General features: G+C 69.3%; 18 protein-coding genes. 8 read left to right on the top strand and 10 right to left on the bottom strand.

All coding sequences use genetic code 11. The features are described 5' to 3' along the window. Positions 1–7: 7 nt before the first annotated feature. Complete coding sequence (locus tag ACGFJ2_RS43910; RefSeq protein ID WP_225296815.1) at positions 8–544, top strand: NUDIX hydrolase family protein; 537 nt, start codon at positions 8–10, stop codon at positions 542–544. A gap of 95 nt (positions 545–639) precedes the next feature. On the opposite strand, the gene ACGFJ2_RS43905 is transcribed toward ACGFJ2_RS43910, so the two are convergent. The 5 genes from ACGFJ2_RS43905 to ACGFJ2_RS43885 form a co-directional block, all read right to left on the bottom strand. Next, positions 640–1,293, bottom strand: coding sequence for a DUF4142 domain-containing protein (locus ACGFJ2_RS43905; protein ID WP_393478664.1), 654 nt, complete (start codon positions 1,291–1,293; stop codon positions 640–642). Positions 1,294–1,397: 104 nt separating this feature from the next. Beyond that, complete coding sequence (locus ACGFJ2_RS43900) at positions 1,398–1,874, bottom strand: MarR family transcriptional regulator (protein ID WP_357954129.1); 477 nt, start codon at positions 1,872–1,874, stop codon at positions 1,398–1,400. A gap of 76 nt (positions 1,875–1,950) precedes the next feature. Next, the gene (locus ACGFJ2_RS43895; protein WP_357954131.1) at positions 1,951–2,619 is read right to left on the bottom strand and encodes a nitroreductase family protein; all 669 of its coding nucleotides are present in this window, start codon (positions 2,617–2,619) and stop codon (positions 1,951–1,953) included. Then, positions 2,616–4,301, bottom strand: coding sequence for an AMP-binding protein (locus tag ACGFJ2_RS43890; protein WP_393478661.1), 1,686 nt, complete (start codon positions 4,299–4,301; stop codon positions 2,616–2,618). The genes ACGFJ2_RS43895 and ACGFJ2_RS43890 overlap by 4 nt, the downstream gene beginning before the upstream one ends. A gap of 334 nt (positions 4,302–4,635) precedes the next feature. Next, complete coding sequence (locus ACGFJ2_RS43885; protein WP_393478658.1) at positions 4,636–6,411, bottom strand: PA14 domain-containing protein; 1,776 nt, start codon at positions 6,409–6,411, stop codon at positions 4,636–4,638. Positions 6,412–6,594: 183 nt separating this feature from the next. Between ACGFJ2_RS43885 and ACGFJ2_RS43880 the strand changes: the two genes are divergently transcribed. The 5 genes from ACGFJ2_RS43880 to ACGFJ2_RS43860 all read left to right on the top strand — a co-directional run bounded on the left by ACGFJ2_RS43880 (position 6,595) and on the right by ACGFJ2_RS43860 (position 12,524). Further along, positions 6,595–8,235, top strand: a complete 1,641-nt coding sequence (locus ACGFJ2_RS43880; RefSeq protein WP_393478656.1) for a serine/threonine protein kinase — start codon at positions 6,595–6,597, stop codon at positions 8,233–8,235. Positions 8,236–9,170: 935 nt separating this feature from the next. Then, a complete protein-coding gene (locus tag ACGFJ2_RS43875; RefSeq protein ID WP_393478653.1) occupies positions 9,171–10,055 on the top strand; it encodes a hypothetical protein in 885 nt (294 codons plus the stop codon). 96 nt (positions 10,056–10,151) lie between these two features. Further along, positions 10,152–10,565, top strand: a complete 414-nt coding sequence (locus ACGFJ2_RS43870) for a peptidase inhibitor family I36 protein (protein WP_357954140.1) — start codon at positions 10,152–10,154, stop codon at positions 10,563–10,565. A gap of 285 nt (positions 10,566–10,850) precedes the next feature. Beyond that, positions 10,851–11,843: an NlpC/P60 family protein gene (locus ACGFJ2_RS43865; protein WP_357954142.1), complete on the top strand. Its 993-nt coding sequence runs from the start codon at positions 10,851–10,853 to the stop codon at positions 11,841–11,843. Between the two features lie 75 nt (positions 11,844–11,918). Continuing rightward, a complete protein-coding gene (locus ACGFJ2_RS43860; protein WP_357954144.1) occupies positions 11,919–12,524 on the top strand; it encodes a Chromate resistance protein ChrB in 606 nt (201 codons plus the stop codon). 28 nt (positions 12,525–12,552) lie between these two features. Here the strand turns inward: ACGFJ2_RS43860 and ACGFJ2_RS43855 are convergent, their stop codons facing one another. Continuing rightward, positions 12,553–12,762 carry a hypothetical protein gene (locus ACGFJ2_RS43855; RefSeq protein ID WP_357954146.1) on the bottom strand — a complete coding sequence of 70 codons (210 nt, stop codon included), beginning with the start codon at positions 12,760–12,762 and terminating at the stop codon, positions 12,553–12,555. 9 nt (positions 12,763–12,771) lie between these two features. Continuing rightward, positions 12,772–13,545, bottom strand: coding sequence for a COG4280 domain-containing protein (locus ACGFJ2_RS43850; protein WP_393478649.1), 774 nt, complete (start codon positions 13,543–13,545; stop codon positions 12,772–12,774). 182 nt (positions 13,546–13,727) lie between these two features. Between ACGFJ2_RS43850 and ACGFJ2_RS43845 the strand changes: the two genes are divergently transcribed. Then, positions 13,728–15,251 carry a flavin monoamine oxidase family protein gene (locus ACGFJ2_RS43845; protein WP_358184267.1) on the top strand — a complete coding sequence of 508 codons (1,524 nt, stop codon included), beginning with the start codon at positions 13,728–13,730 and terminating at the stop codon, positions 15,249–15,251. Between the two features lie 149 nt (positions 15,252–15,400). Here ACGFJ2_RS43845 and ACGFJ2_RS43840 read toward each other — a convergent pair whose 3' ends face one another. Both ACGFJ2_RS43840 and ACGFJ2_RS43835 read right to left on the bottom strand, forming a co-directional pair. Next, the gene (locus tag ACGFJ2_RS43840; RefSeq protein ID WP_393479269.1) at positions 15,401–16,537 is read right to left on the bottom strand and encodes a MalY/PatB family protein; all 1,137 of its coding nucleotides are present in this window, start codon (positions 16,535–16,537) and stop codon (positions 15,401–15,403) included. Positions 16,538–16,542: 5 nt separating this feature from the next. Continuing rightward, positions 16,543–18,120, bottom strand: a complete 1,578-nt coding sequence (locus tag ACGFJ2_RS43835; RefSeq protein ID WP_358184264.1) for an APC family permease — start codon at positions 18,118–18,120, stop codon at positions 16,543–16,545. A gap of 74 nt (positions 18,121–18,194) precedes the next feature. On the opposite strand from ACGFJ2_RS43835, the gene ACGFJ2_RS43830 reads away from it, so the two are divergent. Continuing rightward, the gene (locus ACGFJ2_RS43830; protein ID WP_357954154.1) at positions 18,195–19,115 is read left to right on the top strand and encodes a LysR family transcriptional regulator; all 921 of its coding nucleotides are present in this window, start codon (positions 18,195–18,197) and stop codon (positions 19,113–19,115) included. 104 nt (positions 19,116–19,219) lie between these two features. On the opposite strand, the gene ACGFJ2_RS43825 is transcribed toward ACGFJ2_RS43830, so the two are convergent. Next, positions 19,220–19,459, bottom strand: coding sequence for a hypothetical protein (locus tag ACGFJ2_RS43825; protein WP_357954156.1), 240 nt, complete (start codon positions 19,457–19,459; stop codon positions 19,220–19,222). Positions 19,460–19,557: the final 98 nt, after the last annotated feature.

Genomic DNA, 19,557 nt, shown 5'->3' with positions numbered 1-19,557 from the left:
TCGGCAGATGACCGAAAAGACCGAAACTGTGCCCGGCTGGCTCGCTCCGGAGGAACTGGAGTCGGTTCGGGGGCGGATGCCGATCCTCTATATCGACGCCGTGCCCGTGCGAGTCGACGAAACCGGCGTGGTGACCCGCGTCGGCCTGCTGCTGCGCATCGCCTCGGACGGGACGGTCAGCCGGGCGCTGGTCTCGGGACGCGTGCTGCACCACGAGCGGGTCCGCGACGCGCTCCTGCGGCATCTCGAGAAGGACCTCGGCCATACGGCGCTGCCCCAGGTCCCGGCGTCGCCGCAGCCGTTCACGATCGCCGAATACTTCCCGACGCCGGGTGTCACGCCCTACCACGACCCGCGCCAGCACGCGGTGTCGCTCGCCTACATCGTCCCGGTCGCCGGTGACTGCCGGCCCCGCCAGGACGCGCTGGACTTCGTCTGGTTCACGCCGGAGGAGGCCGCGTCCCCGCTGGTCCAGCAGGAGATGACGGGCGGCCAGGGGGTGCTGCTGAAGCAGGCGCTCGCCCAGGTCGGCCGCCTGCCGTAACCCGGTCGGGGCAGGCGCTCGCCCAGGTCGGCTACCTGCGTGACCCGGCCGGGGCAGGCGCCCACCCAGGTCGGGCGCCTGCCCTGACCGGGGGATCAGGCGGCCGGCGGGGATGGGAAGGCGTCGGGGCTGACCAGGCCGGTGCTCTCCAGCAGCCGCTGATGGTTCAGCACCGCCGCGTTGGCCTTCTCGGAGAAGGGCCGGACCAGGGTGTTCTGCGTGCTGCCGCGCACGGCGCCGATCAGGCCGAAGATCTGGCCGTGCGCGAGGCGCAGCCACTTCACGAACGTCGAGTCATACTCCTTGCCGGACCGGCTGGAGATGTCATCCATCCATTCCTTTTGCAGGTCGGTCGGCTTGATCGGCAGCTGCACCTTGAGCTTGGCCGCGAGAGCGAGGACCTGCTCGTCGAGAACACTGTGCTGGGCGGCGATCTCCTTGCTGATCTGCCGGACCCGCGCGGTGCTGGCCCGCGTCTGGGCCTCCTGCGCCATGGTCATCTCCCACAGGGTGGCGAGCCGGACCTTGGTGATCAGCTCCCGGTCGGCCGCCGACAACGGGCCCCACTTGGTCGCCCACGTACTGTCGTCCTTCACCGTCGCGGCCGCAGCGGGCGGCGCGCTCCCACCGGTCGGCACGACCGTCGCGCTGGGAATCTGGGCGCCGGGCAGACCGGCGCACGCGCTGAGAGCCAGGAGCATGGCGACGCCACTGATGACGAGAACGGGACGGCGGTGTCGCAGTCGCACGCCGTCACCCCCTTTGGGTCTGGACTGTTCAGAAGGAGGTACGCAGGCGCGGGCGGTGCCGTTCATAGCAGGATGCAATTTTTGCCCTGAGCAAAGATTTTCTCTCAGACGTCCCAGCCGAGCGGATGCAGGACGCTCTCCGGCGGCTCACCACCCGCCTCGTTGAAGGCCGTCATCGCCGCGACCAGCGCCCGGCGCTGCTCGGCCGGCATCCGCGAGACGATCGCGGCGATCTCCGTACCGCGCCGGGCGGTGACCTGGTCCACGATCTGCAGTCCCTCGGCGGTCAGGCGCATCAGGCTCTCCCTGCGGTCGCGCGGGTTGGCCTCGCGCACGATCAACCGGGCGGCGACGAGGCGGTCGGCCATCCGCATGGCCGTGGAGGGGTTGACGTTGAGCAGGTCGGCCATGGCGACGAGCTTGGTCGCCCCGCGCCCGGCCAGCACCACGAGCATGCGGAACTGCGGCAGCGTGACCTTGTCCCCGACCGCGCCGAGCGAGCGGACGGCGATGGCGACGAGCAGGCGCGAGCCGGTGAGAACCGCCGCGACGACGGCGGACAGGTCCTCCCGGTTCTCCACATTCCCCTCTGGCAAAGGCCCCTCTGACATAGGCACTGTTGTACACGCCCTTCTGAGGGCGTCAGATCGGTTTGCGTCAGCCGGTCTGGGTACTCGGCCCGCTCCAGCGATCCAGGTGGAGTACGTCGTCGAGCGGCAGGCGCGAGGCGGGCTTGAAGCCGTCCCCGGTGTAGTAGGCGGTGGGGATGAGCGCGCCCTGCCGGATGTCGTCGGGGAGGCCGAGCAGCTCGGCCACCTCCCGCTCATAAGCCAGGTGCAGGGTGGTCCACGCTGTCCCCAGCCCGCGCGACCGCGCCGCGAGCATGTAGCTCCAGGCCGCCGGCAGCAGCGACCCCCACAGGCCGGCCTGGTTCCCCTCGGGGAGCCGGGACGCCTGGATGCACGGGATCACCAGCACCGGCACCTCCCCCATGTGCTCGGCGAGGTGGACGGCGCTCGCCGCGACGCGCTGCTGCACCTCGGCGCGGACCGGATCGTCCTGGGCCATGCTCGCGGTCACGCTCGCGGAGGAGAAGTACACCTGCGCCGAGCGCAGGTAGTAGTCCCCGATCCGCCCGCGCAGCTCGGGATCGGTGACCACGATCCAGTGCCAGCCCTGGCGGTTGCCGCCGCTGGGCGCCTGCAGCGCGATCTCCAGGCACTCCCGCACCAGTTCGATGGGGACGGAGCGGTCGAGGTCGAGACGCTTTCGCACGCTTCGCGTGGTGGTGAGCAGTTCGTCGAGACCGAGCGATGGGATCGTCATGAACTCATCGTGCCACCGGCCAGTTTCCGCCGGTCCACCTTCCCCGTCTGATTGCGGGGCAGGGTGGTCACGAACTCGATGTCGCGCGGCACCTTGAACCCGGCCAGCTCGTACTTGACCGCCTGCTTGAGCTCGTCGGCCGACAGCTTCGCGCCCGGCGCCCGGACCACGTAGGCGGCCAGGCGCTGACCGTACTCCTCGTCCGGTACGCCCAGGACGGCCACGTCGGCGACGCCCGGCTGGCGGCCCAGGAGGTTCTCCACCTCCTGCGGGAACACGTTCTCGCCACCCGAGACGATCATGTCGTCCTCGCGACCGTCGATGAACAGCAGCCCCCGCCCCTGCCGATGCCCGAGGTCGCCGGTGCTCAGCAAGCCACCGACCTCCCCAGCGGACCCGTTGCCCCCATCGGCCCTGTCGGCCTTGTTGACCCCGTCGGCCTTGTTCGCCCTGCCCGCATCGCCCGCATCGCCCGCATCGATCCCGCCGTCACCGCGACCTCCGCCGCCCGAGTAGCCGCTGAAGGTGAGGCCGCCGCCCACGAGCACACGGCCCACCTCGTACGGGGGCAGCTCGCGGCCGTCCGGGCCGGCGATCAGGACCGTGGTCCCGCGCACGGGGCGCCCGATCGTGTCCGGGGCGGCACGCAGGTCGGCGGGGGTGGCCAGCGTGACCCAGCCGACCTCGGTGGAGCCGTAGAGGTTGTAGAGCACGTCACCGTAGGCGTCCATGAACGCGGTGGCCAGGTCCGGCGGCAGCGCCGACCCACCGGAGACCACCACGCGCAGATCCGGCAGCGACGGGACGCCTCCGCGGGCGAGCAGCCGTTTCAGCATGACGGGCACGGCCACCATCGCCGTGGCCCGATGGCGTCTGAGGACGCGCTGGACCGTCTCGGGATCGAAGCGCCGCGTCAGCACGACCGGGCAGCCGAGCACCAGCGCCACGCCGTACCAGAGCAGGCCGAGACCGTGGAACAGCGGCGGCGCGATGAGGATCGGCTCGCCGCTCCGCAGCGGCACGGTGGCCAGCATCGAGGTGAACGGCTCGGCCAGCGCGGTCAGCGACAGCCGGCGCGGCGCGCCCTTGGGCACGCCGGTCGTCCCGGACGTGAGCAGCACCAGCCGTCCCGGCCGGCGCGGCGCCGGGGGCTCGGGTCCGTCGGCGGTCGCGATCAGCTCGTCCAGGTCGCTGACGCGGGTCCCGGCGAAGTCCACCGCCGGCAGCTCCGGCGCGGCGATCAGGGTGCGTACGTCCTCGCGTTCCAGCACCTCACGGAGACGCGGGCCGGCCAGGCCGGTGTTGAGCAGCAGCAGGTCCGCGCCCAGCCGCGAGACGGCCGCCAGCGCCTCGACGAAGCCGCGGTGGTTGGGCCACATGATCGCCACGGTCTGACCCGGCTGTACGCCGAACCGGCCGTACAGGGCGGAAGCCAGCGCCACCACCCGGGCGTCCAGCTCGGCGCACGTCAGTGAGCCGTCCTCGTCGTGGATGGCGGGGCGGTCCGGCCAGCGCGCGGCGGCCATGGCCACGCCCGTGGCCGGGGTGACGTGGAAGTGCCGGAACGCCTCGATCATGCGCGCCAGGTTCGCGGGCGGCACGGGGCGGAGCAGGCCGTTGCGGGCGAACGTCTCCACGGCCTCGACACCGAGGCCGCAGAGCCGGGTCAAGCTGGTGATCATCCGGGCACCTCTCCTCCGGGGCAAGAAAGCCCTACCCCCGGATCGGGGCGTCAAGTGCGGTGACTTCCGGATGGTTCGTCACACGACCGTCTCGGTCTCTGTGACGGTCCGCGGTGGCTGAGGTCCTTGGGAGGGATACCCCCTCGGGGGCGAGAAAGGAGACCGCCCGTTGTGGCAGAGGTCCCCAAGGACGGACACCCCCAATGGGGGCGAGCAAGGGGACCGGCCGTCGTGGCAGACATTCCTCGGGAGGGACGCCCCTCGGGGAGGAAGAAGATGGTCCGGCACCAGCCGGTTCGGGCCCACCCCTGGGCCGGGGTGGGCGCGGGGCTGCCTATCCGGCGAGCAGTTTCTCCGTCGGGATGATCTGGCGGGGCAGGGTGGGGCTCTCCCATCGCAGTTCGGCGATGGCGTCGTAGCCGCTGTCGTAGAACTCCATCTTGATGTCGTGCGCGCCCGCCGTCAGGGCGATCTGGCCGGTGTCGTCGCGTTTGGAGTGGTCGGTCCAGTTGTCGATGAGCGGCTTGCCGTCCACCCACAGCCGGACCCCGTCGTCGCTGGTGGTGATGAAGGTGTAGGTCTCCGCCTTGTCGGCCACGACCTTCCCCGTCCAGCGCACGCTGAAGGTGTCGGCGCCGATGGCGGGGGCCGGCGCGGCCGAGCCCCAGTCGAAGTTCACGGTCGGGTCGATCCTGGTGACCGTGGCGCCGGTGAGGTCGGCGTTGTCGAAGTACGTCGCCGACAGCCCCTGCTGGTCGATCACCAGCGTCGTCGCCGAGCCCGCCGGGAGCGTGACCGTGGCCTTGCCTCCGGTGATCGTGGCGGTTCCGGTCCGGTGCGGAGTCCAGGCGTCCGATGTGCTCTGCCAGATCGCGGCCGTCCCGGTCGTCAGCCCGGTCAGCGCGAGAGCGGCGTCGATCGGGTCGGCCCCGACGTTGACCAGGACCACGTTCTTGCTCTGATCCGAGGCGAAGACGTGCAGCTTGTCGTTGTTCGCGCTCGCCTGGACGATGGTCTTGCCGAAGGGCCGGAACAGCCCCTCACCGGTGTACATGCCGATGCCGTGGTAGATGGGCAGGGGCTCGTTGCGCGGGATGTTGCCCTCACCCTTCTCGCTGGTCAGGCCGAGCTGCCCGTTCTTGTCGCCGTACTGGTAGGCGCTGGCGCCCGCGTGCAGGATCTGCCCGAGCGCCGCCGCGCCCCACACCGTGTTGAAGTGGGTGAGCGTACGGTGGCCGTCGTCGTCCTTGTGGTCGGAGTTGAACTCGCCGATCTGAATGTCGATTTTCCGGCCCAGTATGGACTCCGCGAGCGCGCTCACCTCCTTGATGTCGGTCTCGTACGTGCGGATCACGCTGCCGAGGAGCTGCTCGTCGGTGATCTGATCGTCGCCGGAGCCGTAGTCGTGGTAGTCGACGAAGTCGACGCGGCTGCCGGAGCCTTCGAGGAACGTCTTGATGTAGGGGCGGTCGTCCCAGGCCGTAGCCGGGCCGCCCACCTTGACCGCGGGGTTCTCGGCCCGCAGGGCGTCGGTGATCAGGTTGAAGCGTCTGCTGTACTCCGCCGCCGTCATCTCCGGCTTGTCGGGAGTGCACGTGCAGTTGAGCTCATTGCCGAGGATGAACCGCTGGACCGGCTTACCGGTCGCCGCGAAGTGCTTGTAGAGGGCCACCGCGTCACCGCGGTTCACCTCCGCGCTCTGCCGCCCGTCCACCTGGAGGATGACGACCGGCTCGGCGCCGAGGTCGCGGATGGCGGTGATCCAGGCGTCCCCCGAGACCTCCGTGGCGCATTTGTAGCCGCCGCAGACGATCGGGCTGTCATGGTTGCCGGGCTCCTGGTAGTGCAGCTCGATCCGCATCCGGCCGACCCCGAGAGCGCGCAGCCGGTCGCGGTGCTTGGTGTCGTTGGTGATGTACGAGCCTTCGCCGTACCCGGTGATCCCGATGCCGAAGTCGGTGGGGGCGATCGTCCGGATCGGTTGGGTGAAGTCCACCGAGACGGTGGCGGCCACTGCCGCCTCCGCCGGTGCGCCCGCCGTCCAGACCGCCGCGGCGGCCAGGCCGCCCGCGAGAACGGCGTGCAGCGTACGACGTGCCAGTGCGATCATCCTTCTCCTGTCACAAGGTCCACAAGATCCCGTGGATCATGACATATGCGGATTACGCGGAAGTGACTTCTCGAGTGCATGTGGCGCGCGGCACTTCTCTGATCTCGTGGCGCCGAGGGAGCATGGGCACACAACACCGTGATCCGGCACAATCGGCTCTATGCAGACGCACGAGAGGGCCTGATGCGACCTCTCCGCTCGAACGACCCCCGGGAAGTCGCCGGATACGTCCTGCGGGGACGGCTCGGCCAGGGCGGGCAGGGCACGGTGTTCCTGGGCACGTCCGCCAGCGGGCAGCAGGCGGCCGTCAAACTCCTGCACGCCCCCTTCGGCCACGACCTTGACGCCCGACGGCATTTCCACCGTGAACTGGCGGCCCTGCAGCGGGTGGCGCCGTTCTGCACGGCCCGCGTCCTGGCGGCCGACCCCGACACCGACCCTCCATACGTCATCAGCGAGTACATCGAGGGCCCTTCGCTGCAGGACGCGGTGCGCGACAACGGGCTGCTGGGCGGCGCGGACCTGGACCGGCTGGCCATCGCGACCGCCACGGCGCTGGGCGCCATCCACGCGGCGGGGGTGGTGCACCGCGACTTCAAGCCCGCGAACGTGCTCCTGGCCGCAGACGGTCCCCGGGTCATCGACTTCGGGATCGCGCGCCCGATCGACGCCACCGCCGCCACGGTCAGCGGGGTCGTGGGCACACCGGCGTACATGTCGCCCGAGCAACTGTCCGGCCACCCCGCCGGTCCGCCCCTGGACATGTTCGCGTGGGGGTGCACCATCGCGTTCGCGGCCAACGGGCGGCCGCCGTTCGGGCACGAACCGCTGCCCGCCGTGATCAACCGCATCCTGAACGCGGAACCCGATCTGGGCCTGCTGACCGGTACCTTACGCGGCTTCGTCGCCGCCTGCCTGCACAAGGACCCCTCGTGGCGGCCCACCGCCCGGCAGGTGCTGCTGGGACTCATGAACAAGCAGCCGGGTCCCCCTTCGTACGGGACACCGTTTCCCGCTTCGCACGACACATCACCGTCCAAGGTGACACCACCGGCGCCCCGGCAGAGTCCTTGGCCGGTCACGCCGCAGCCCGCCACACCCGCCCCGACACAGCCGGGCCGTGCGCGTGGCGGCGTGATCGCCGGCGCGGTGCTCGCGGGGGCCCTCGTGATCGCCCTCACGGTGACCGCGGCCGTCGCCATCACCCGGGACTGGACGCCGCAGACCCCCACCAGCCCATCGGCTTCGGCGACGTCCCCGACTGCGACGGCTGGTGCCACGGCCACGCCCACACCCAGCCCCGCGGCGCAGGTGGCCCGCTCACCGCGCCTGGGGCTGGAATTCTGGCAGGACAACGTGGCCAGCCCGATGGCCATCAGCGACCTCGACCGGCCCGTCACCACCGTCACCATGAAGCGCCGGCCGTTCGAACTGCGCTTCCCCACTCTCCCCAAGGACACGGCGGCGCAGGTCTGCGCGTGGACGGACGACTCGGTCTTCTCCGTGGACGACGGCGGCAAGGTGGCCGACCATCCCTGCTTCAGGCCGGGGACCGGCATCGCCGACTACGAGCACGGGTCGGGGACGCTGTACCTGAACAACCGCGGCCACAACTACCTGATCGGCGACCGGGTCGGGCACAGCTCCGCCTCCCAGGACTCGGTCCTGTTCTCCACGGTCTTCAAGGACGGCGCCTCGACGCTCCTGGCCGCCCAGCAGAAGGATCTGTATCTGACCGTCTTCATCGACCTGAACGGAGACGGGACCTTCAAACGAGCGTCGCCGGGCGAGTACGAATACGTCATCCTGCGCTTCTCCGGCTGAGCGCGCTCCCCGTCTCTTCAACCACCGGGCGCCGGCCCCGGCCGCGGTGACCATGGCCGCCACCACACCCACGCCCGGTCCGAACCGATGCGTCCAGGCGATGACGGCGTCCACCCCCCACAGTGCCGGCGGGACGCCGATCGAGACCGACAGGAGAGTGGCGGTCACCGCGGCTGCGCGGTCTTCGAGCCAGGTGACGAGCGTCCGGCGAATCTGAAGCCCTTTCACGTTCAACCCTCACATCCAGTTCAGCGGTGAATCCTGTCGAAGAGGATGTAGGGGGCCACCGAGCCGTTTGCCCTCCGGCGAAATTCCGCGCCCGACTTTCGGCGGCGGGCGAGGGTAAATCCGCCGCGCTCGCCTATACCAAGGCGATGCCCATTCCACCTGGGGCCATCACTGGGTTCATTCCTCGGCATTTCATATCAATGTGCCCATATCGGACAGTAGAAAAGACCGCATCGAACATGGGGAAAAAGACGATGCTCGCCCTTATATCTAAGACGACAACCTTTCGTCTGGGGCGCACGCCCTCCACTTCCCCCCTAGGAGCCGAGCATGTCGGATGCTTCCCGACCTGGCCCGGAGGTGCATGTGTCCCCGCCTGGGAACGGGCGGCCGGATCATGCCGATCAGTTTCTCGAAGCGGAGCACGTACTCATTGGCGAGGACATCGGGGCCGAGCTGGACGAGGCGATCGACGCGGTCGAGCGCGGTCTCGGTACGCACGCGGAGGAGAGGAGAGCCGAGGACGGGAAACAGGAGCGCCGTCTACTCGGTGGCATTCAGCCCCGACGGATCGACACTCGCGGTCGCCGGCCGGAGCGTCGAGTTGTGGCGCCGCCCGTGACGGCCCCTGCCCGACGGGGCTGCCCTCCCGCAACCCGTCCGAATGCTCTTGAATTGCGGTCATACACGCGAGGATGATCGCCCCTATGCGAGTTGTCGTTCTCGTCTGGGAAGTTCTGCTCGGACTCGCCACGATCGGGATGATCGTGGTGGCGCTGCTGAGCGCGCCGAGCGTGCATCTGGTCAACGTGCTGGCGCAGGCCGGGCCCTTGGGGCTGGTGGCGACAGGGCTGGCACTCTCGTTCCGCGCCGGGACCCCCAATGTGGCCGTCGGGTCGATCTCCGCTCTCACCGGCATGGTCACCGCGTCTCTGGCGACGCAGGGACTGGGCTGGGCCGCGGCGATCATCGCGATCGTGCTCGCCACGGTCGGCGGGCTCGTGCTGGGCCTGTTCGTCGCCGCGCTCTCGGCTCCGGCGTGGGCCGTGACTCTCGGCGCGGCCGTGGCCTGCGAGGCAATGGTCGTCGCCATAGCGGACGGCCAGACCATTAGCTTCCAGCTCGGCGGTGATTTTCCGGGCTATCTGTGGTTCGTGCTGTTCGTCATCGTGTCCTTGGGCGGCGCGCTGGCCTGGAGCGCCCTGCGCCTGAAGTCGGTGTGGCTCGGCGCCCTCGTCGGACTGGGCGGGTCGAGCCTGCTCGCCGCCCTGGGCGGAGTGGCGCTGCTGACCCGCCTCCACGCGGCGAGCCCCATTTCGAGCTGGACCACCACCCTCACGGCCCTGGCCGCGGTCCTGCTGGGCGGGATCAGCGTGCACGGCAAGCGGGGCGGCGTGGCGGGCACCGTGCTCGCGGTGCTCTTCCTGTCGCTGGTCCAGGGGCAGCTGGCGCTCTGGGGCACGCCGTTCTGGGTGTTCATGCTCGTCACCGGAGCGGTGATCCTGGCCGCGCTGCTGGCCGGGCGGCTGGCCGACCTCGCGGCCCCGGAGGCACCCCGGCCCGTGACGCCGGAGCCGCGCATGTCCGTGTGACACGGCCCTTCTGTGAATCGCAACCCTTCCGCCGGGAAGATCGCATCATGTATGTTCGACCCGTCATCGAAGGAAAGTTTCACGTGAAGAGGGGCAATGGGCAAGAAGCTTCAGATGCTCGCGCTACCGATCGCAGCCGCCGCGCTGGCCATCCTGCCGACCATTCCCGCCCAGGCCGCCACGGGCTACGACCGGTGCCATGCCGGCAACTACTGCATGTTCTCCGGCCTCGACGGCACGGGCGACATCATCGAGATCCAGAGCGACACGCCGGATCTGGCCGCCTTGAACATGGCCGACCGGGGCAAGTCCGACTGGAACCGGACGAGCTCCTACATCCACCTCTACTCCGAAGCCAACTACGGCGGCTGCTCGGCGGTGACGTCTCCGGGCGGCAAGGGCAACTTCTTCTCCACCTACCGCGACTTCTTCGACTCCGTCCGCATCGGCGGACAGAACGGCCCGTCCTGCGGCATCGAGGACACCTTCCGGGTCAAGTCCCACTCCTGACGGCAGCACGAAGCTGACAGCGGCACGAGGCTGACAGCAACACGAAGCTGATAGCAGCACCTTGCGCCCCGGCATCGCACCCGCGATGCCGGGGCGCATTCATGTCCGCTCGGTTGCCCACTGAACGTCCCGGGGTCCGCGCGCGTATCTCCTCATGGGTCGGCGCACCAAACCCCTATCGCCGTTAGTACGGAACCACGCAGGCCGTCCCTGCGCCGAACAGGCCATCACTTCTGTACGGTTCCGGCCAACAGTGGACTGTTACGAGGAGGCATCGTAGTGGCCGTGCCGACAAGGCTTGGGCGGATGGCTATGGCCGCGGCGCTGGCGTCGCTCGCATGGGCCGCCGCCGCCCCGGGGAGCGCCGTCGCCGAGCCGGCGCCCACCCCGCAGGCCAAGGCCAAGGCGAGGGCCAAGCTGGTCAAGCTGAACGAGCAGGCCGACAAGGTGGTCGAGGAGTACAACCAGGCCACCGAGAGCTACCAGAAGGCCAAGAAGAAATACGACGCCCTCAACGCCGAAGTCGGCCGCAAGGGCGTACAGGCCGACGCCCTGCGCAGGGACCTCGCCGCGGTGGCGGTGAGCAACTATCAGTTCGGCGAGTTCGCGGGCTGGCAACGCTTCGTCGTCGAGGGCACCCCCGAGGCGACCCTGGGCGGCATGGCCGCCCTCGACCAGATGGCGCAGGACAGGGCGGCGAAACTCCGCGCTTTCGAGGCGACCACCAAGGACCTGCGTGATCGGCGCAATGACGCCAAGACCGTCCTGGCCGAGACCGACGCGGCGCGCGACAAGGTGCGCGGACAGAAGACGGAGGTCGAGAAGCTCATCGCCGAGCAGACCAAGATTCTGCGGAAGCTGGGCGCCTTCCGGTCGGGCAACCCCAACAGCACCGGCCTCAAGTACACCGGGCCGGCCTCCGGCAACGCCCTCGCCGCGCTCCAGTTCGCCTTCGCCCAGGTCGGCAAGCCGTACCGGTACGGCGCCACGGGTCCCGGCTCCTACGACTGCTCCGGCCTCACCCAGGCCGCCTGGCGGGCCGCGGGGGTCGGGATCCCCCGCACGACGTACACCCAGTGGAGCTGGGGCGCGAGCCGTCGCGTGTCACTCGACAAGCTGCGGCCCGGCGACCTGCTCTTCAGCAGAGGACTGGGCCACATGGGGATGTACGCGGGCAACGGCAAGATGGTCCACGCGCCGCAGACCGGGGACGTCGTCAAGGTGGTCGACCTCGACGACTACTGGCGTGCCCGCCTCCTCGGCGCCATCCGCCCCTGACCATGACGCGGCCGGTCACGGGTGCCGTGGGGGCGGCTACGATCGACTCGTCGAGCTGTGCGGAGGAGGCGGGTCGTGCCGGGCACCGAAAGGCCGAAGACCGGCCACACTCCCGAGGGCCAGGAGGCCGCCAAGCCGGCGAAGCCGGTCACCTGGCTCATGCTGATCTACCGGGTGCCCAGTGAGCCGACCCGGTTGCGCGCGGCGGTCTGGCGACGGCTGCGCAACCTCGGCGCCATCTACCTGCAGAACTCCGCGGCCGCCGCACCGCGGACGCCGCAGAGCGAGCGGATGCTGCGGGCGCTGCGCAACGAGATCGTCGAGTCGATGTCGGGCCAGGCGTTCCTGGTCAGCACCTCCTCGATCATCGGGGAGACCGAACTGGTCGCCCTCTACAACGCCGCCCGCGACGACGAATACGAGGAGATCCTCGACAAGTGCGTCGACTTCCACGCGGGCGTGGCCAAAGAGGTGACCGCGCGGCACTTCACCTATGGCGAACTGGAGGAGAACGAGGAAGACCTCACCAAGCTCAAGGGCTGGTACGAGAAGGTCAAGGCGCGTGACGTCCTGGGCGCCTCGCGGGCCGCAGAGGTGATCCAGGCGCTGGAGGACTGCGCGAAGACGCTGGAGGAGTTCGCCACCTCGGTCTACGAGGCCGAGGACAGCGCCATCTTCTAGCCGCGCGCACTTCTGGTCACGCGCACGTCTAGTCGCGCGTGTCGATCCGCAGGGCGATGACGAAAGCGGCCATGAGGCACAGGCCGAGCACCGGTGTCAGCACCGGCTCCGGCACCGCGAACGCCAGCAGGACCACCGTCCCGAGCGCCAGCGTGGTGACGACGGCCACGGCGATCTTCCAGTCGTCGCCGATGATCAGGTCGTACCAGAACTGCCCGAATCCTCGGATGAAACCCATGGTCCGCTCCTAGACAGACGTGCTCGGGACGGCGGGTCGCCGGAGAGCGTGGATCATCAGCCGCGACAGCCCGAACCACGCGGCGATGAGCACCGGGATCGCCAGGTCGGCGCCCGGCCACTCCAGGCTCTGGCGGCTGCCGGTGAAGATGCCCAGCCCTTCGACCGACCAGAAGGTGCCGAAGGCCGCGAGCAACAGGCCGACGCCGTACTTCATGGTGTTCTCCGGCACCTTCGACAGCGGTCCCCTGATGGCGATGCCCACGGCGAGGACGAGGAGCACGCCGATGCCGGCGGCGCCGATCGCCACCGGCATATTGCCCGCGCTCAGGCCGAAGGTGATCACGATGAAGACCACCTCGACGCCCTCGAGGAAGACCCCCTTGAAACTGATCATGAACGAGAACCAGTCGAGGCCCCTGGCCCTGACCGCGCCCGCGCTCTCGGCCGCCGCCACCTCCTCGGCGAAGATCTGGTCCTCGTCGTGCATGGCCTTGCGCCCGGACGAGCGCAGGATCGCCTTGCGCAGCCACTGCAGGCCGAAGATCAGCAGGAGGCCGCCGATGGCGAGCTGGAGCGCCGCCGCCGGCAACCAGGTCGTGAGCGCGTACCCGGCGAGGGCGGTGAAGGCGGCCAGCGCGACGAGGGCCGCGGCCACGCCCGCGAGCGTGGAGCGCCAGCTCCGCGTCACGCCCATCGCCATCACGATCGTCAGGGCCTCCACCATCTCCACGATCGAGGCCAGCAGCACCGCCGCGCCCAAGCCCCATGCGGCCGCGTTCATCGACCCACCGCCTTCCGCCACTTCCCTCCACGACGAACTACCGTCCGCCGTGAAATATAACCACTGTTAGTTTGCCCATATATCCAGCGCCATGTCTACGAAGTGTGGACCGGCCGCCCGCTGCCGTACGAACTCCCCCCTGGCGATCATCGTCACTTAAAGCGATCATAGATGTGCTTTAGGTGACGACGAAGGAGTGTGACGCCCTGGAAGAGAACCCGTCGACAGCGCTCGGTACGGCCATGCCCGCGGAGCTGATGGCCGCCGGAGCACCACGACCGAGTCAGGACCTCAGAGTGCCCGCGGACCTGGTCGCGGCGGCCGAGCACGGACTGGCCGCCGGCGGCCGGCCGAACAAACGCGTACTGATCATCGGTGGTGGAATGGCCGGTCTGGTCGCCGCCTACGAGCTGATGCGACAGGGGCACGAGCCCATCGTCCTGGAGGCCCAGCAGCGGGTCGGCGGGCGCGTGCTCACCCTGCGCGGATTCGCGCCCGGCCTGTACGCCGAGGCGGGCGCGATGCGGATCCCGCGCGTGCACGACCTCACCCTCGCCTACTGCGAGAGGTTCGGGCTGACCCTGCGGCCGTTCGTCATGGGCAACCCTCGTGCCCTGGCCTACATCCAGGGCGTCAGGACCACGATCAAGGAGCTCAACGACAATCCCGACATCATCGACTTCGGCCTGGCCGAGCACGAGCACGGCCGCACCTACGAGGACCTGTGGCGCACCGCCACCCAGGAGATCCACGACCTCTACGCGCAGGAGGGCGAGAACGCGCTCGACCGCATCTGCGCCGAGTATGACCGCTACTCCATCCGCAGCTTCCTTCGCGAGCGTGGGTTCTCCGAGGGGGCCATCGAGCTCTACGGCGTCATGAGCTTCCGGGAGGCCAACCTCAACGCGGCGGTCATCGAGCAGTTCCGCGAGATCATCGGGCGAGCGTTCGAGGACATGCAGGAGATCGAGGGCGGCGCCGACCGGTTGCCGACCGCCTTCTACCACGAGCTCAGGAACCACATCCGGTTCGGTCACGAGGTCTCCGCCATCGAGCAGGACGACCACTCGGTCACCCTGCACCTCAAGACCGGATCGGGCCGGACGACGCTCACCGGCGACTACGCCATCTGCACGATCCCGTTCTCGGTGCTGCGCGACGTCGAGACCCGGCCCGCGTTCTCCCGCCGCAAGCAGCGCGCCATCCGCGAACTCAACTACAACGCCTCCACCAAGATCCTCTTCCAGGTGCGGCGGCCGTTCTGGGAGCAGACCGACGGCATCATCGGCGGCACCACGGTCACCGACCTGCCGATCCGGCGCATCTGCTATCCCTCGCATCCCGTCCCCGACGAACGCTCGATCCTGCTGGCCAGCTACACCTGGGGCCAGGACGCGCTGCGCTGGGGCGCGATGTCCGCGCAGAAGCGGGTCGACCAGGCCCTCGAGGACGTCGCCAAGATCCATCCCCACATCTACGACCACTTCGAGTTCGGCGTCACGCACGCCTGGTACAACGACCCCTACGCGGCGGGCGCCTTCGCCCTGTTCGAGCCGCACCAGCAGAGCAGTCTGCATGACGCGATCATGGCGCCGGAGGGCCGTGTGCACTTCGCCGGTGAGCACTGCTCACTGTGGCACGCATGGATCGAGGGCGCCCTGGAGTCGGGGCTCAGCGCGGCACGAGCCGTACACGAGGCGGGCTGAGCACAGCCGGTGCAAATCGCGGAAGCGCCACGCGCTTCCGCGATCCACGACGGGGCGGCCAGCCCGGCTTAAGCGAACTGCTGGAGTCACTACGCGCCGCCGGCAGCGTCGAGACGGTCCGCCGTGCCCCGACGAGCGCGTCGTCCTACCTAGCGGCCGAGCAGACAGCCGATGACTTGATCAAGGGCATCCGTGAGTACGTCAGGCGGGGTCGCGAAGTTGAGCCGGATGAAGCCGAGCCCTGAGGCTCCGTGATCGACGCCCGCGGTGGTGGCGACGTTGGTCCGCTCCAGCAGGTGGGCCGCCGGGTCAGCGAGCCCGAACCGGCGCAGGTCGAGCCAGGCGAGGTAACCCGCGTCCGGCTCGATGTATCCGATGTCCAGGTCGACGAGCATGTTGGTGACCAGCTTCCTGTTGCCGTCCAGAAACCGGACGGCCTCGCGCAGCCACGGCCCGCCGTCGCGGAGCGCGGCGACGGTGGCTGTCATGCCGAGCGGGCTCATGCCACCGACCGCCGCCCGCGGTAGGCTCTGCCAGAGCCGCGCGTCGTCTGGATTGCTGAAAACGATCAGCCCGCACCGCAGGCCGGGGAAGTTCCACGCCTTGGTCGCGCTGATCAGAGTGATCGCGTTGTCGTCGAGCGAGCCGTACGGGATGAAATCGAGGTGATAGCGCAGCGGCGCGTGGATCTCGTCGCTGATCACTCGCGCCCCGTGCCGCGCGGCGAGTTCGGCCAAGCCCTGCAACTGGTCGCGATCGAACACGCGGCCCGTCGGGTTGCTGGGATGGCAGAGCAGGACGCTGCCCGCGCTGGCGCGCAGTGCCCGGTCGATGCCGTCGAGGTCGAGTTCGTAGCCTCGTTCTCCGATCCGCATCGGAACTTCGACGGCCTCGCGACCGGCGACCCGGATGGCGTCGAAGAACCGGCCGTAGGTGGGGGTCGGCACGACCACCGGCGAACCCGCCCTGGTCAGATGCTTGATCGACATGGTCACGCCGCGCATCAGCTCCGGCAGCAGCCGCACTCGGTCCGGGCCGACCGTGAGGCCGTGCACCTCGGTGAGCCATTCGCTGGCCGCCTGGGGAACCTCGCTGAGTTCGTCGGCGATCGGATAGCCGAACGCTTGCCGTCGCACGTCGTCCTGAACGGCGGCGAGGACGGGTCCGGCGACCGGCAGGTCCATCTCGGCGACGGTGAGATCGATGATGTCCCGGTCGTACTGAGACCACCGCTTGTTCCGCCGGGCGCGGGATCGCTCGAGGTCCCAGTCGAGGTCGATCGCCATCTCGATCAAGCCATGCTCCTGACGTCTTGTGGGGTTGCGGCCGCCGCCAGTGATCGCTGGTGGCGCAGGCCGGATCGGTGCGCGAGCGACCAGATTCCCGCGCTGAGCACACCGACGAGAATGGAGTCGTACGGCGCGGCGACGACGCCGGCACCTTCGAACGAGCCGAGCGCGGACAGCACCGCGAGCATGAGCAGGAAGCCCACCAGCCAGCCGCCCGCCGCTCGCACCCTGGTTGTTCGGACGAGGTAGATCAGGAAGCCGATCAGCAGCAACGGCACGGCGACCCGGATCTTTTCCCAGGTCGACCAGTAGAGAATGAGGCCGGAAAGCACGAAGGACGCGAAGCCGACCGGAATCGCCCACCTTCGGAGCCAGCCCTTCTCCAGCGGAGTCGTCGCCGCGAGTACGGTGACCGCGACGGAGACGGCCGCGTACGAGAGTCCGTAGTAGAAGCTCAGCGAGCTGGCGATGGATTTCCAGTTCCCGAAGGTGAGCACGATGACCGAGCCGACGCCGACGTTGAGCAGCAGCGCGCGCCGGGGAATGCCGAACCGGGAGTCCACTTTTGTCAGTGCGGCGGGCAGCAGGCCGTTCTGCGCGGCGCCGTAGGTGTAGCGGCCCTTGACGCCGATGCCGATCAGCAGGCTGCCGGAGGGGGAGAAGATCGCGTCGGCGAGCAGCACGGTGGCGAACCAGGACAGGCCGAGCAGGGTGGCGAGCGAGGCGAGCGGCGAATTGAGGTTGATCCCGTGCCAGCCGCTGCCGAGCAGCCCGTTGGGCAACGAGAAGATCATCACGGCTTGCAGGCCCATGTACAGCACGATCGTCCCGGCCAGCACGATCAGCGTGGCCCTCGGCACAGTGCGGCGCGGGTCCTTCGCCTCGCCGGACATCACGGCCGCGGCGTTGATTCCGGTGAACGAGTACACCAGCCCGCCGCCCACCACCGCGGTGAGTGCCGCCGAGACGCCGTAGGGTGCGATCCCGCCGCCGGCCGCCACGTTGGTCGTGTCGAAGCCACTGGCCAGCAGAAGGATCACGGTAAGTACCGGGATCACCACCTTGATGGTGGCGACCACGTTGTTCACCTTGGCGAGCAGTTTGATCCCGAACAGGTTGAGCGTGCAGAAGAACACGAGCAGCCCGGCGGCGATCAGCCGTCCCGCCCAGCTCAACGACTCGCCGGACATCACCCACGGCAGCCACTTGGCCGCGTATTGCACCACCGCCGTCGACTCGCTCGGCCCGGCGCTGACCGCCTGGAGAAACACCGCCCAGCCGACCACGTTGCCGACCAACGGGCCTGACGCCAGTTGCGGCCAACGGACGTTGCCCCCGGACATCGGATGGCGGAAGGCGAGGTCGATGAAGGCGAGTGATACCAGAGCGGTAGCGACCGAGGCGATCGTCCAGGACAAGAAGGCTGCCGGCCCGGCCGCTTTGGCCGCGGTGTACGGCGCGAGCAGCCAGCCCGACCCGATGACGCTGGAGAAAGTGATCAGGGAAAGGGATATGGTGCCGAGCCCGCGCCGCAGGCGCAGATCTTCGCCCGGCGAAACGCCCGATGGTGTCTGATTCATGCCCTGAACTATCGATTATGTGTGAATCGTTAGGGTAGACCAGAAATGCCTGGGGCCAGGGTTAGGCTGTGCCTATGACTGTCACCGGCTTCGGCGGGCCCGGTCACAAGATCGAGACAATGGATCTGGTCGTGTTCACCACGGTGGCCCGCACGGGAAGCCTCGGCGCCGCGGCGAGCGAACTACGGCTGTCGATGCCGTCGGTCAGCGCCAGGATAGCCGCCCTGGAGCGCAAGCTCGGCACCGCGTTGTTCGTGCGGGGCCCGCGGGGCAGCGCCACCACCCCGGCCGGCGAGCGGTTGAACGACTACGCACAGCGATGTCTCGACCTTCTCGACGAGGCAGCCATCGGCGTGGCGAAGCACGAGACCCAACGGCTCGTACTCGCCGCGCCCGCGAGCCTCGGCGACGTCGTCTTCCCCGCCGTGCTGCGGGCGGTCGCAGGCGAACCGATTGCCGTGCACTGCCGGGTCGCACACAGCGGTGAGGTCGTCGGCCGCCTGGTCGACGGTAGCGTCCACGCCGGATTCGTGATGCCCAAGGTGCCGTTGCGCGGGTTGCGGTCCGAGCCGATCAACCGATCCGCGCTGGTGGCGGTGTGCCCTCGGCACCATCCTCTCGCCGATCGCAGACGCCTCAAGATCGAAGACCTCAGCCGAACCGGCGTCATCGTCTATCGCTGGGGTCGCGACGCCCAGGAACTCGCCGCTTCCCTCGAACATCCGGACCGAGGGCTCAACGCCCCGATCCACACCACCGGCCTGCCGTCGACCGCGATCCGGCTGGCGGTCGACGCCGGCTTCGTCGCCATAGTCCCCGCTTTCGTCGCAGCACGATCGATCCGGGACGGCGACACTGTGCTCCTGCCGCTACGGTTCGGCAGCTGGCGGGTCGACGTGCAGTTCGTCTACGCCTCGGCCACCGCCGACCGGCTCGGCGTGCGCACCCTGCTGGACAACCTGCCCGCCCTCCGCACCGCCTTCGACGAGGGATGACCGGCAGTGGTTCGCCCCCTTGGCCCGACCGTCCCGCCTGCACGTCGGCGGCCTGCCACAGCACGCCGAAAAAGAAGCTCCGCCCGCTCCTAGCGGCGGGCGCGTCAGCGGCGCGCCCGCTCGGCGTATTGGCGTAGGTGCGCCGCCGCCGTGGTCAGGTCGGCGGCGGCCGCCGCGCAGGCGGCGAGGTGGGCGTTGATCGCCTCACGCAGCCATGGCGGCGCCCCGCCGGTCGCCAGCCTGGCCTCGATCTCGCGCAGGCGTACGGCGCAGTCGGTCAGCGCGCGGATGTCGGCCTGCAGGAGTGCGGCGTGGGCGGCGATCGCCGCGGGATCGGCTGTCATCGGTCCTCCGGTCGGGGGGTCGGCAGCTCAGGGGCGTCGGTAGCGCAGGGAACTGGCAGCTCAGGGGGTCGGTAGCGCAGGGGGACAGCCGCTCAAGC

This window comes from Nonomuraea sp. NPDC049028, from assembly GCF_043197735.1.
Taxonomy (GTDB): domain Bacteria; phylum Actinomycetota; class Actinomycetes; order Streptosporangiales; family Streptosporangiaceae; genus Nonomuraea.
Note: the sequence above shows the minus strand (reverse complement) of the source record. Positions and strands in the feature narration are given on the sequence as shown.

What these genes read in the sequence shown, in the direction of transcription:
- ACGFJ2_RS43910 (WP_225296815.1), top strand. Translation starts at nt 8, where the DNA reads ATGACCGAAAAGACCGAAACTGTGCCCGGCTGGCTCGCTCCGGAGGAA.
- ACGFJ2_RS43885 (WP_393478658.1), bottom strand. Translation starts at nt 6,411, where the DNA reads ATGATCGCACTGGCACGTCGTACGCTGCACGCCGTTCTCGCGGGCGGC.
- ACGFJ2_RS43875 (WP_393478653.1), top strand. Translation starts at nt 9,171, where the DNA reads ATGCGAGTTGTCGTTCTCGTCTGGGAAGTTCTGCTCGGACTCGCCACG.
- ACGFJ2_RS43850 (WP_393478649.1), bottom strand. Translation starts at nt 13,545, where the DNA reads ATGAACGCGGCCGCATGGGGCTTGGGCGCGGCGGTGCTGCTGGCCTCG.
- ACGFJ2_RS43830 (WP_357954154.1), top strand. Translation starts at nt 18,195, where the DNA reads ATGACTGTCACCGGCTTCGGCGGGCCCGGTCACAAGATCGAGACAATG.
- ACGFJ2_RS43880 (WP_393478656.1), top strand. Translation starts at nt 6,595, where the DNA reads ATGCGACCTCTCCGCTCGAACGACCCCCGGGAAGTCGCCGGATACGTC.
- ACGFJ2_RS43855 (WP_357954146.1), bottom strand. Translation starts at nt 12,762, where the DNA reads ATGGGTTTCATCCGAGGATTCGGGCAGTTCTGGTACGACCTGATCATC.
- ACGFJ2_RS43840 (WP_393479269.1), bottom strand. Translation starts at nt 16,537, where the DNA reads ATGGCGATCGACCTCGACTGGGACCTCGAGCGATCCCGCGCCCGGCGG.
- ACGFJ2_RS43835 (WP_358184264.1), bottom strand. Translation starts at nt 18,120, where the DNA reads ATGAATCAGACACCATCGGGCGTTTCGCCGGGCGAAGATCTGCGCCTG.
- ACGFJ2_RS43895 (WP_357954131.1), bottom strand. Translation starts at nt 2,619, where the DNA reads ATGACGATCCCATCGCTCGGTCTCGACGAACTGCTCACCACCACGCGA.
- ACGFJ2_RS43870 (WP_357954140.1), top strand. Translation starts at nt 10,152, where the DNA reads ATGGGCAAGAAGCTTCAGATGCTCGCGCTACCGATCGCAGCCGCCGCG.
- ACGFJ2_RS43825 (WP_357954156.1), bottom strand. Translation starts at nt 19,459, where the DNA reads ATGACAGCCGATCCCGCGGCGATCGCCGCCCACGCCGCACTCCTGCAG.
- ACGFJ2_RS43890 (WP_393478661.1), bottom strand. Translation starts at nt 4,301, where the DNA reads ATGATCACCAGCTTGACCCGGCTCTGCGGCCTCGGTGTCGAGGCCGTG.